Origin of the sequence: Micromonospora sp. NBC_01699 (genome assembly GCF_036250065.1) — a bacterium.
Lineage (GTDB): Bacteria > Actinomycetota > Actinomycetes > Mycobacteriales > Micromonosporaceae > Micromonospora_G.
Genome location: NZ_CP109199.1, coordinates 3,160,990 through 3,173,212 on the forward strand (window position 1 = coordinate 3,160,990; position 12,223 = coordinate 3,173,212).

Annotated in this window: 11 protein-coding genes; 6 read left to right on the forward strand and 5 right to left on the reverse strand. The window is 70.7% G+C overall.

From position 1 onward, the window contains the following. The first annotated feature begins 75 nt into the window (after positions 1-75). From OG792_RS14070 to OG792_RS14085, 4 genes are all read left to right on the forward strand, one after another. Complete coding sequence (locus OG792_RS14070) at positions 76-1,845, forward strand: ABC transporter ATP-binding protein (protein WP_329109975.1); 1,770 nt, start codon at positions 76-78, stop codon at positions 1,843-1,845. Between the two features lie 88 nt (positions 1,846-1,933). Then, positions 1,934-4,228 (forward strand): accessory Sec system translocase SecA2, encoded by a 2,295-nt coding sequence (gene secA2, locus OG792_RS14075; protein WP_329109976.1) that lies wholly within the window; start codon positions 1,934-1,936, stop codon positions 4,226-4,228. Positions 4,229-4,444: 216 nt separating this feature from the next. Next, positions 4,445-5,188, forward strand: coding sequence for a GAF and ANTAR domain-containing protein (locus OG792_RS14080; protein WP_329109977.1), 744 nt, complete (start codon positions 4,445-4,447; stop codon positions 5,186-5,188). A 159-nt stretch (positions 5,189-5,347) separates the two neighbouring features. Further along, the gene (locus tag OG792_RS14085; protein ID WP_329109978.1) at positions 5,348-5,863 is read left to right on the forward strand and encodes a DUF2231 domain-containing protein; all 516 of its coding nucleotides are present in this window, start codon (positions 5,348-5,350) and stop codon (positions 5,861-5,863) included. 72 nt (positions 5,864-5,935) lie between these two features. On the opposite strand, the gene OG792_RS14090 is transcribed toward OG792_RS14085, so the two are convergent. From OG792_RS14090 to OG792_RS14105, 4 genes are all read right to left on the reverse strand, one after another. Beyond that, a complete protein-coding gene (locus OG792_RS14090) occupies positions 5,936-6,886 on the reverse strand; it encodes a DUF3500 domain-containing protein (RefSeq protein WP_442932413.1) in 951 nt (316 codons plus the stop codon). Next, positions 6,879-7,130 (reverse strand): hypothetical protein, encoded by a 252-nt coding sequence (locus OG792_RS14095; protein ID WP_329109979.1) that lies wholly within the window; start codon positions 7,128-7,130, stop codon positions 6,879-6,881. The genes OG792_RS14090 and OG792_RS14095 overlap by 8 nt, the downstream gene beginning before the upstream one ends. Before the next feature lie 85 nt (positions 7,131-7,215). Next, positions 7,216-7,608: an ankyrin repeat domain-containing protein gene (locus OG792_RS14100; RefSeq protein WP_329109980.1), complete on the reverse strand. Its 393-nt coding sequence runs from the start codon at positions 7,606-7,608 to the stop codon at positions 7,216-7,218. 80 nt (positions 7,609-7,688) lie between these two features. Then, positions 7,689-8,417, reverse strand: a complete 729-nt coding sequence (locus OG792_RS14105) for a DUF305 domain-containing protein (RefSeq protein WP_329109981.1) — start codon at positions 8,415-8,417, stop codon at positions 7,689-7,691. A 142-nt stretch (positions 8,418-8,559) separates the two neighbouring features. Here OG792_RS14105 and OG792_RS14110 point away from each other — a divergent pair, with 142 nt between their 5' ends. Both OG792_RS14110 and OG792_RS14115 read left to right on the forward strand, forming a co-directional pair. Beyond that, the gene (locus OG792_RS14110) at positions 8,560-10,005 is read left to right on the forward strand and encodes an LVIVD repeat-containing protein (RefSeq protein WP_329109982.1); all 1,446 of its coding nucleotides are present in this window, start codon (positions 8,560-8,562) and stop codon (positions 10,003-10,005) included. Positions 10,006-10,416: 411 nt separating this feature from the next. Continuing rightward, positions 10,417-11,508: a lytic polysaccharide monooxygenase gene (locus tag OG792_RS14115; protein WP_329109983.1), complete on the forward strand. Its 1,092-nt coding sequence runs from the start codon at positions 10,417-10,419 to the stop codon at positions 11,506-11,508. Between the two features lie 264 nt (positions 11,509-11,772). Here the strand turns inward: OG792_RS14115 and OG792_RS14120 are convergent, their stop codons facing one another. After that, positions 11,773-12,108, reverse strand: coding sequence for a hypothetical protein (locus OG792_RS14120; RefSeq protein ID WP_329109984.1), 336 nt, complete (start codon positions 12,106-12,108; stop codon positions 11,773-11,775). Positions 12,109-12,223 lie beyond the last annotated feature (115 nt).

Consider the following 12,223-nt stretch of genomic DNA (forward strand, 5'->3'; position numbering starts at 1 on the left):
CCGGTCCGGCTCGATCGAGGCACGGGCCGGCGCGTGGTCGGGCCGGCAGCGGGGTCGCCCCGTTACCGTGGGCACATGACCGCGCACCCCACCACCCGGCGCGTCGGCCTGCCGGCGCTACTGCCCTACCTTCGGGCGCACCGCGGCACGCTGCTCGTCGTCGCCGTACTGTCGCTGCTCAGCGCCGGCGCCGCGCTGGTCCAACCGCTGCTCACCCGGGAGGTGCTCGACGCCCTCGGTGCCGCGCAACCGGTCACCCTGCTGGTCGGCCTGCTGATCGCGCTGCTCGTGGTCGGCGCCGCCCTCGACGGCGTACGCGACTACCTGCTCCAACGCACCGCCGAGGGCCTGGTGCTGGGCACCCGGCACCGGCTCGCCGGCCACCTGCTCCGCCTGCCGATAGTCGAGTACGACCAGCGCCGTACCGGGGACCTGCTCTCCCGGGTGGGGGCCGACACCACCCTGCTGCGGGCGGTGGTGACCTCCGGGCTGTTCGAGACGGTCACCGGGTTCGTCATGGTGCTCGGTGCCGGGACCGCGATGATCCTGCTCGACCCGCTGCTGTTCGGCGTGACCCTGGCCGGGGTGGGCCTCGGCCTGAGCGTCGCGATCTTCTTCGCCCGCCGGGTACGCGGCCTGTCCGAGCAGGCGCAGGCACGGGTCGGCGAGATGACCTCGGCGGTCGAACGGGCGATCTCCGCGGCCCGCACCATCCGGGCCAGCCGGGCGCAGGAGCGGGAGACCGCCGGCGTCGGCACCGCCGCCACCGAGGCGTACGGGGCCGGGCTGCGGGTGGCCCGGTTGCAGGCGCTGATCGGCCCGGTCAGCACGCTCGCCGTACAGGGCGCCTTCCTGGTCGTGCTCGGCGTCGGCGGGGCCAGGGTGGCGACCGGTGCGATCAGCGTCGGCGATCTGGTCGCCTTCATCATGTTCCTGTTCTTCCTGGTCATGCCGCTCGGGCAGGCGCTGAACGCGTACACCCGGTTGCAGACGGGGCTGGGCGCGTTGCAGCGGATCGAGGAGGTGCTGGACCTGCCGGTCGAGGGCGCCGGGGACCGGGTCCCGCCGAGCCGGTCCGGCCTGCCGGTGCTGCCGACGCCCCGCCGGCCGGGCGGCGTCGCGGTCGAGTTCGACCGGGTCAGCTTCGGTTACGCGAACACCGGACCGGTGCTGCACGAGGTGAGCTTCACCGTCCCGTACGGCACCCGGACCGCGCTCGTCGGCCCGTCCGGCGCCGGCAAGTCGACCCTGCTGGCGCTGGTCGAGCGCTTCTACGAGGTGACCGGCGGCAGCCTGCGGGTCGGCGGGGCGGACATCCGGGACCTGTCCCGCGACGCGTTGCGGGCCCAACTCGGCTACGTCGAGCAGGAGGCGCCGGTGCTGGCCGGCACGCTGCGGGAGAACCTGCTGCTGACCGCGCCGGCCGCGACCGAGGCGCAACTGCACGCCGTGCTCGGCGCGGTCGACCTGACCCGGGTGGTGCGACGCTCCCCGCTGGGGCTGGACACCCAGGTCGGGGAGGGCGGGGTGCTGCTCTCCGGCGGCGAGCGCCAGCGCCTGGCGATCGCCCGTACGCTGCTGGCGAACCCGCCGGTCCTGCTGCTCGACGAGCCGACCAGCAACCTCGACGCGCGCAGCGAGGCGGCGCTGCGCCGGGCGATCGACGCGGTGGCCGCCGACCGGACCCTGGTGATCGTGGCGCATCGGCTGGCCACGGTCGTCGACGCCGACCAGATAGTGGTGCTCGACGCGGGGCGGGTGGTGGCCGTCGGGCCGCACGCCGAGCTGACCCGGACCAGTCCGCTCTACCGGGAACTGGCCGCGCACCAGTTGCTGGTCGGCTGAGCCGCTGACCTGGGCTTCCGGCACCGGACATACCGCCCCGGCCAGCCGGGCCGCACAGTTGCGCCGAAGTCGGCTACCGTTGCCGCTCATGGGTGTGTCGACACGGTTGAAGAGCAGGTTCCGGCGTTTCTTGCAGCGGCCGGGTAGCACGGTGGATCTGGCGCCGCTGGAGAAGCTGCTGCCGGCGATCGAGGCCCGCGAGGAGGAGCTGTCGGCCCTCGACGACGCCGAGCTGACCGAGGCGGCCGGTAAGGCCGAGGACTTCGCGGAGATCTGCGCCGTCGGCCGCGAGGCCGCCCGCCGCGGCATCGACCAGCGGCCGTACGACGTACAGCTGCTCGGCGCCATGTCGCTGCTCGCCGGCAAGGTCGCCGAGATGGCCACCGGTGAGGGCAAGACCCTGACCGCCACGATCGCCGCGTACGGGCACGTCCGGCGCGGTAACGGGCCGGTGCACGTGTTGACCGTCAACGACTACCTGGCCCGCCGGGACGCCGAGTGGATGGAGCCGATCTACCGGCTGCTCGGGCTCAACGTCGGCTGGGTGACCGAGGCGTCGACGCCGCAGGAGCGCCGCGAGGCGTATGCGTGCGACGTCACCTATGTCTCGGTCAGCGAGGCGGGTTTCGACTACCTGCGCGACCAGCTCGTCACCGACATCGAGGATCGGGTGCAGCCGAAGCTGACCACCGCGATCGTCGACGAGGCCGACTCGATCCTGATCGACGAGGCCCGGGTGCCGATGGTGCTGGCCGGCGCGGTGCCCGGCGAGCAGGACCCGGTGCACGCCGCCGCCGCGCTGGTACGCGGGCTGCGCGCCGGTGAGGACTACGAGATCGCCGACGACGGCCGGAGCGTGGCGTTCACCACCACCGGCCTGGCCGTGATCGAGTCGAAGCTGGAGGACGTCAACCTCTACGCCGACGAGAACATGGAGCAGCTCTCGGCGGTCAACGTGGCGCTGCACGCGCACGCCCTGCTGCACCGGGACGTGGACTACATCGTCCGCAACGGCGCGGTGGAGCTGATCGACGAGATGCGTGGCCGGGTCGCCCAGCGCCGTCGCTGGCCGGACGGCCTGCAAGCGGCGGTCGAGGCGAAGGAGGGGCTGACCGCCACCGCCGAGGGCGAGGTGCTCGGCACGATCACCGTGCAGGCGTACGTCGCGCTCTACCCGACGGTGTGCGGCATGACCGCGACCGCGGTGCTCGTCGGTGACCAGCTCCGGGAGTTCTTCTCGCTGGAGGTCGCGGTGATCCCGCCGAACACCCCGTGTGTCCGGGTGGACGAGCCGGACCGGATCTACGCCACCCGGGCCGAGAAGGAAGAGGCCCTGGTCACCGAGATCAAGAAGGCTCACGAGACGGGCCGCCCGGTGCTGGTCGGCACGCTCGACGTCAAGGAGTCGGAGAGCCTGTCCAAGGCGCTGCTCGCCGCCGACGTGCCCTGTCTGGTGCTGAACGCGAAGAACGACGCCGAAGAGGCGGCGATCATCGCCGAGGCCGGCGCGTACGGTGCCGTCACCGTCTCCACCCAGATGGCCGGTCGGGGTGTCGACATCCGACTCGGCGGCAGCGAGCAGACCGACCGGGACCGGGTCGCCGAACTCGGCGGTCTGTACGTCATCGGCAGCGGCCGGCACGACAGCCGCCGGGTCGACGACCAGCTCCGTGGCCGGGCCGGTCGACAGGGTGACCCCGGTCGGTCGGAGTTCTTCGTCAGCCTGGAGGACGAGCTGGTCCTGCGGCACGCCTCGGACGCCATCCCGCCGTCGCCGAAGATGAACGCCGACGGTCTGGTCCAGGACGAGCAGGTCGACTTCGCCGTCGAGCACGCGCAGCGGGTCGCGGAGGGCGTCAACCACGAGATCCACCGCAACACCTGGCGGTACAGCGTGGTGATCGAGCAGCAGCGCAAGGCGCTGGCCGAGCGCCGCGAGCGATTGCTGAACAGCGACGTGGCGGCCGACATGCTGAAGGGCCGGTTCCCGGAGGAGACCGGCGAGATCGACCCGGAGGTGCTCTCCCGGGCCGCCCGGTCGATCGCGCTCTACCACCTCGACCGGCTCTGGGCCGAGCACCTGGCCGAGCTCTCCGAGGTCCGCGAGGGCGTACACCTGCGCGCCCTGGGCCGGTTGGACCCGCTCGACGAGTTCCACCGGGCGGCGGTGCCGGCGTTCACCGCCCTGGTGCCGGAGATCGAGACGCGGACCGTGGCGACCTTCGAGGAGAGCGAGATCGGCGACGACTGGCAGCCGGACGAGTCCGAGCTGGTCCGGCCGAGCGCCACCTGGACGTACCTGGTCCACGACAACCCGTTCGGCTCGGAGCTGGACCGCCTGATCGCCGCCGTCGGCCGCCGGCTCACCGCCGCCTCCCGCTGACCGGCGCGAGGAACCCCGCTTCTCGTTGATCGTGTCCGAGGCCCCGCCAACCGCAGGTCGGTTGGCGGGGCCTCACCCTTTTGTCGGTTTGATCCTCGGCCCACCGGGGTAGTAGGGCGGGTCCGATCAGGTGGGGGAAGGGCGAGACATGACCGAGGCGATGCAACCGGCGGGGCGTGCCGCGCGGCACGCGGTGGTGGTCTGGGCCCCGGCCCGGTGAACCTGGAGATCCGGGCGGCGCACCCCACCGAGACGCTGGGTGTGCTGGAGACCGCCGCCCTGCTGCGCGAACTGACCGCCGGGCTGATCGGGAGCAACGACTTCGACGATGCCCTGGAGCGACTCGTGAGGACCAGCCAGCGGGCCATACCGGGGGTGACCTGGTGCGGGGTGACCGTGCTGCGGGCCGGCGCACCGGCGGCGGTGGTGGCGTCCGATCCCGCCTCCCGCACCCTGGACGACATCGAGTACGGCACCGACGGCCCGGCGCTGACCGCCATCCGGTCCCGTGACCTGGTGTACGTCGCCGACCTGCGCCGGGAGTCCCGGTGGCCGGGCTGGACCCGGCGGGCGCGGGCGCTCGGCGTACGGGCGGTGATCTCGGCCCCGGTCGACGTGGACGACCACGTGCTCGGGGCGATCAACCTCTACTCCCGCGAGCCGGAGGCGCTCAGCGAGCAGCGGCAGGTGACCGCGATGCTGCTCGCCGAGCACGCGGGGCTGCTGCTCGCCTCGGTGCGCGACCGGGTCCGGCAGCACGCGCTCGCCGGTGACCTGGACCGGACGCTGGCCAACGGTGAGCTGGTCGGACAGGCGATCGCGGTGATCATGACGGAACGGGGGTGTTCCGCGCCGGAGGCGTTGCAGGTGCTTCGGCGGACCTCGGGCACCCTGTCGATTCCACTGCGCGAGGTGGCCGAGCGGCTGGTCCGATCGCTGGCCCGGTCGCGTACGTCGTGACTCCCGCCGGCTGTCCGGACATTATGGACAGTTGCCGGGGACAATCTTGCGGAATGCGTCGTACGGAGATACACAGCGTGTCGGGAACCCGGTTCGACGCGCTACCGTGCGGGTAGGGCCTGACGGTAGTCCATGAACGAACCGGGGAGGGTCGCCACCATGGAGAGCCGTTTGCGGGTGCACGGTCATCCGATCCAACCGATGCTGGTGACCTTCCCGTTCGGGTTGTTCGTCAGCGCGGTGGTGTTCGACCTGACGTACCTGGCCGGCGGGCCGGCGTTCCTCGGCGAGGTCGGCTACTGGACGGTGGTGGCCGCGCTGGTCGCCGCCGTACTGACCGCGGGGGCGGGCCTGGTCGACCTGTGGGACGTGCCGGACGGCCGTACCCGTCGGATCGCGGTCACGTTCAACCTGGTCAACGCGGCGATGGCGGTGCTGTTCGTCTTCGCCTGCCTGGCCCGCTCCGGCTCACCCGGCTACGCCGCCACCGGTGTCCTGGTCACGGTCGAACTACTGGCACTGCTGGTCGGCGCCGTCGGCGTCTGGCTCGGCGCCGCCCTGATCCGCCACTTCGACCGCCCCCGCCACGCCCCCGGCTCCCTGGACACCCTCCGCCCCGACTTCGAGCCCGCCCCTGCACCCCACCCCGCCCCCAGACCGACCCTCTTTCCCTGAAAGAGGCGCAATCCATCGCTGAATTACCACTCTTTCTCTACACGAGTGACGGTCCCGGGTCAGGTTTCGGGATCAGTGGGGGTGGGTGGAGCGGTGGGTGGCGAGGATGTCGTCGCCGAAGTCGGAGTGGGGGCGGCGGAGCACGGTGTGCGGGTGGTTGCCGTCGTCGCTGGTGTTGTCGTACTCGATCAGCAGGTCGTCGCCCTGGATCCGGTAGTAGTGGCGCTGGCCGGGGGTGGTCGGCCCCTGCCAGGCAAAGTGCAGGTCGCCGCCGGCCACCCGGACCGCCTCGCCGGCGGCCAGTTCCGCCGGCAGCCGGTCGAGGTAGAGCGCGACGAGTTGGTCCAGCATCGCCCGAGCGGACGGACCCAGGCCGCCGGCCCGCAGCCCGAGCGGCTCGATCCGGGCCTGCGCCACCGGCGAGGTGCCGCTGCGCAGGTCGTCCGGCGCCCGATCGGCGACGATCGCGGTGGCCCGACCGAGCGGGCCGATCGCGTCCAGCAACTCCCGGGCCAGGTCCTCCTCCGGTGCCAGCGGACGACTCACGGGTCGGCCGGCGTAGCTGACCCGGGCCGGGTTCGCGCCGAGGAAGACGGGGGTGGGAAAGATCCGGTCGCCGAGCACGGTCATGGTCACCGACAGGTGGTGGCCCTCGAACCGCCAGGACCAGTGGTCGTCGCGGGCCGGATCACCGAAGACGACCACCCAGTAGTCGTCACTGTGCCGGCCCCGCCGCCAGCCCTCCTGCCGGTCGAGCACCTCCTCCAGCGCGATGATCCCCATCGCCTGGGCGTACGCGTGCGGGCTCAGCGCGGTGGCGAGCAGCCGGTGCGCCGCCTTGCGGGCGGTCCGGTCGAGATCGGCGACGCAGACGCCGGGCCGGGGCCGGGGTCGGTACTCGATCCACCGCCGTTGCGCGTCGGCGTCGAACGGGTGGGCCGCGAGTTCGCGCTCCGGCCCGGCGAGCGCGTTCAGCAGGGCCGTTGCCGCGGTCCGCATCTGCCGGGGTACGGAGTCATCCACCCGCCCTGTATACCTGGTCGCTCGCCTCGACCTCGGCCCGGGTGACGCCCTCGTCGGTGACGCCGTCGTACGCGAACACCACCATCCGGGTACCGTCCAGGGACTGCTCCCGGTCGGTACGCAGGTAGCGCTGGACCAACCCGTCGATCTCCAGCTCGACGCTGGACGCGTCGTCGGCGGTGAACAGCGTGCCGTCCCGGGGCCCGCCGACGAGCAGGGCGTCCGGTGTTTTCGGGGTCGTCATGGCCGGCGGCTACCCGCCGTGCGCCCGGCCAAACGCCTCCGACGCCACACCGGTTGACTCGCGTCGGTCGCGTCGGTCGACCCGATCAGTCGCGTTGGAGCAGGGCGAGCATGTCGGGGAGTTCGAAGAACCGGGCCGTGTCGATCGCCGACGGGCCGCCGTGGGTGGGATCGGCACCGGCGGCCAGCAGGGCGGTGACGATCTCGGTGGAGCGTCGGAAAACCGCCGCGGCGAGTGCCGTCTGTCCCCGGTCGTTGGTCCGGGCCGGGTCGGCGCCGTGGCTCAGCAGCGCGGCGACGGTCTCCGGATGCGCGTGGTACGCGGCCAGGATCAGCAGCGTGTCGCCCTTGTCGTTGGTCAGGTCGACCGGCAGCCCGGCTGCCACGTTGCCGATCAGTTCGGTTGTCTGTCCCTCGCGTGCGAGGTCGAACATCCGGTGCGCGAACGCCAACGTCTCCTGGTCCAGTTCCTCGGCCATCCCGTCAGCTTAGGCAGGCCGGGGTCGCCGACGGCCGGCGGCCGGGGTTTCCCCGGTGCCGGCCGTCGGGTGGGGAGGGGTTACCGGGGCGGCAGCAGCCCCTGCATGCGCTGGATCTCGATGTTCTGTTCGGACGCCACGGAGGTGGCGATCTCCTCCACGATGAGGTCGATACCGACCTTGAGCAGGTTGACCGACATGTCGATCGCGCCCTGGTGGTGGTTGGTCATCATCTCGATGAACAGCCGGTCGAACTCCACCCCGCGAGCCGCGGTGAGCCTGGCCATCGCCTCGGGGCTCTGCATGCCGGCCATGGTGCCGTGATCGTGGCCGCGACGCTTGTCCTCGTCCGGGTCCAGCCCGTAGGACTCAAGCCAGCCGCGCATGCGCAGGATCTCGGGCCCCTGGGTGTCCTTGATCCGCCCGGCCAGCACCTTGATCCGGGGGTCGGCGGCGCGGTCGGGCACCAGTTCGGTCATCTGTAGGGCCTGGCTGTGGTGCGGAATCATCATCCGGATGTATTCGGCGTCCATCGTGTTGTGACGCGGCGTGTTCGGCGCGATCTGTGTACCGGGGGACGCGACCGAGGCCGCCTCGCCGGGCCGGCCGGGCATGATGATCGGCGCCGCCTCGCCGCCACCGTCGCCGGTGCCGGCGGAAGGGCTGGGGGTGGTGCCGGCGGTGGCTGCGGCGGTACGGTCGTCAGTGGACGACTCGCCGGAAAGTGACCGTATGGCAGCGATTCCGCCGACCACCAGCAGTGCCACCAGGGCGACGAGGACGATCCGCCGTCGGCTTGTTCCAATCATCTGGCCTCTCCTCGTCGAAGATCGTCTTGGATAATAGCCACCTGGTGCGGAAGTTCCCTGGTGTGACATTCATCACATCGAGGAATTGATCGATTAGGTAAGGTCTCCAGGATCGATAACCCCTTTCGAAGGGTGCCGCCAGATGTTCAACCTATCCCCACCAGGGTCGCGGCAACTCCGCATCGTCGGGCTTGCCGCGAGTGCCCTGCTCGTGCTCGGCGTTGCGACCGCACCGCCCAGCAGCGCCCAGGAGCGGACCACCGCTCCGACCACTGTGGACGCCATACCCGGTGTCGATGAGATCTCCAGCAGCCCGAACCTGCGCCAGATCGCCAATGTACCGAAGGTGGGGCCGTTCAACACGGAGTCCGCCCTCAACAGCGACCTCGCCTTCTCGGGTAACTACCTCTTCTCCGGCAACTACGAGGGGTTCGTCATCTTCGACGTCAAGAACCCCAAGTCGCCGAAGGTCGTCTCCCAGGTGGTCTGCACCGGCTCGCAGAACGACATCTCCGTCCACGGTGACCTGTTGTTCCTGTCGACCGACTCGTCCCGCAGCGACGACTCGTGTGCCAGCACGTCCCAGTCGGCGGCCAACCCCGCCTCCTGGGAGGGCATCAAGATCTTCGACATCAAGGACAAGAAGAACCCCCGGTACATCAAGTCCGTCGAGACCAAGTGCGGGTCGCACACCAACACCCTGGTCCCGAGCAAGGACAAGAAGACGGTCTACCTGTACGTCTCGTCGTACAGCCCGAACGCCGCCTTCCCGGACTGCCAGCCGCCGCACGACCTGATCTCCATCATCAAGGTCCCGCTGAAGAAGCCGACCGACGCCGCGGTTGTGGCCACGCCGGTGCTCTTCCCGGAGGGCGGTAACCCGGGCGGTAACGGTAGCTCGGCCACCGCCGGCTGCCACGACATCACCGTCTACGCGGAGAAGGACATCGCGGCCGGCGCGTGCATGGGCGACGGTGTGCTGTTCGACATCAAGAACCGGGAAGCACCCCGAGTGATCAGCTCGGTGCGTGACACCACCAACTTCTCGTTCTGGCACTCGGCCACCTTCAACAACGAGGGCACCAAGGTCGTCTTCACCGACGAGCTCGGTGGCGGCGGCAGCCCGACCTGCAACCCGACGATCGGTGCCACCCGTGGTGCCGACGGTATCTACGACATCACCGGCCGCGGCGACGCCCGTACGCTGGTCTTCCGTAGCTACTTCAAGATTCCGCGGGAGAACACGAACTTCGAGAACTGCGTGGCCCACAACGGCTCGCTGATCCCGGTGCTCGGCCGCGACATCATGGTGCAGGCGTGGTACCAGGGCGGCATCTCGGTCTGGGACTTCACCAACTCGGCCCAGCCGAAGGAAATCGCCTTCTGGGAGCGGGGTCCGCTCTCGGACACCCGTCTGGCGACCGGTGGATCGTGGTCGGCGTACTACTACAACGGCTACATCTACTCGAACGACATCCAGAAGGGCCTGGATGTGCTCGACCTGAACGACTGGCGTACCTGGACCGCGAAGCTCCAGCCGTACAAGGAGTTCAACCCGCAGACCCAGCCCAGCTACTGGTCCTGGTGACCACCTCCCGGCCCCGGTAGCCACTGCTGCCGGAGCCGGGTGAACGGCTCCGCACCAGCGGGTCCGACCCTTCCTTGCGGAGGTCGGGCCCGCTGTTTTTTCACGGTACGCGAACACGGGCGAACACATCGACGTACGTTGCTATCTGGATCGTCCTGTGGTCGAATGTCGGTGCGTGCCGGTCGCGAGTGGCCGTCTGCGCCAACGGTGCCCGGGCACGGAGCGAGCGGGCGACGCTCCGGAGGTGGACCGAGTGGTGCGGGCGAGAGACACCGTCCAGATCCTCGGCGTCGGGCACCCCGGGTGAAGCCCCTGCGGTGGCCCGAGCCCACGATGCCGCAACCCACGCGCCCCGCCTTTCAGGGTGGACGCGCGAGGTGACGGCCGTGGCCGCACCGAAAGGAAAGTACGTTGAAATTCAGCCGCAGGCTGGCGGTCATCGCCGCCGCCGCGATCCTGGGCAGCGGGCTCCCGCTGCTCCTCAAGCCCGATGCCGCGTTGGCACACGGGGCGATGGTGTACCCCGCGACGCGTACGTACGCGTGTTATCTCGACGGTCGCGCCGGTGGTGGCGGCGACCTGAACCCGACCAACCCCGCCTGCGCGGCTGCCGTCGCCCAGGGCGGCAAGCAGCCGCTCTGGGACTTCTACGGGGTGCTCATCGGCAACGCCGGCGGCCGGCACCGGGAGATCATCCCGGACGGCACGCTCTGTGGCGCCGGGACGACGAAGTACGCCGCGTACAACGCGGTCTCGTCGAGCTGGCCCACGACGAACCTTCAGTCCGGCGCGGCCATCACCTTCCGCTACAACGCCTGGGCCCCGCACCCGGGCACCTGGTACCAGTACGTCACCCGCGACGGCTGGGACCCGAACGCGCCGCTGAAGTGGTCCGACCTCGACGCGACGCCGTTCGACCAGATCACCAACCCGCCGCTGGGCAGCGGAACATCCGGTGCCGAGTACGTGTGGAACGCCCGGCTGCCCAACAAGAGCGGTCGGCACATCATCTACTCGATCTGGCAGCGCTCCGACAGCCCGGAGGCGTTCTACAACTGCTCCGACGTCAACTTCGGCGGCACCGGCGGCCCGACCACACCGCCCCCGACCACGCCTCCGCCCACCACACCGCCCCCGACCACACCGCCGCCCACCACCGCACCGCCGACCACCCCGCCGCCCGGTGGGGGAGCCTGCACCGCCTCGGTCCGCATCGACAGCTCCTGGTCGGGCGGCTACCAGGCCACCGTGACGGTACGCAACAACGGCAGCACGGCGGTCAACCCGTGGACGGCGACCTGGACCATGCCCGGCGGCAACACCATCAGCCAGGGCTGGAACGCCACCGTCTCGCAGAGCGGCAGTACGGCCACCGCCACCGCACCGAGTTGGGGTGCCTCACTGGCGCCGGGTGCGTCCGCGACGGTCGGGTTCATCAGCAGCGGGTCGTCCAGCCCACCGCCCAGCGGCTTCAAGCTGAACGGCGCCACCTGCACCGCCTGAGCCACCGACGGTAGGCCCGCCGTGGTTCGACGCGGCCCGGCCGTACGCGGAAGGTTCTTCCGGGCTCCGCAACGGAGTGGGGCGGGGTGCCACCGGGTCGACCGGTGGCACCCCGCCCTCATCCGTCCCGCCGGGAGGAGCGAGTGGTCGCCCCGCGCATGTGGATGGAGATCGACGACTGGCTCGGCCGACCGCGCAGGAGCGACAGCGATGCCGGCTGTCCACGTTCCGGCGGCAGCCCAGCCACTGCCGTACGCGGCCCGGTCACGATCGGAACCCGGCCGCGGCCCGCTGGGCGAGCGCGTCCAGGACCTCGACATACGCGGCCGGCACCTCGACGTCGAGCCGCAGCCCGTCAACGTCCGGGCGAAAGGTGAACGAGAAGAACGAGCAGCAACCGCTCTCCCGGCCGGTCAGATCCCGGGCCGTCGCCTCCGCGGCCGGATCGAGGTCCCAGCGCAGCGCCGTGCTCGACAGCCGCTGCTGGCCATGCAGCGCGGTGGCGAACAGCTCATCGAATTCGGCCAGCCGCAGCGGCCGTTCAACGGTGGGCAGGGTGCATGCCTCGGGCACCCATGCGTGGTCATCGGTTGTGGTCATGCCTCGACGGTAAACCCGCTAGGCGGATGACCGACTGATCGGATCGGACCGCAGCGATCGGGCACAGGCGGAGTGTTCCGCGCCAGCATTGCTGTCGGAAGGAGGCCGCGACGAA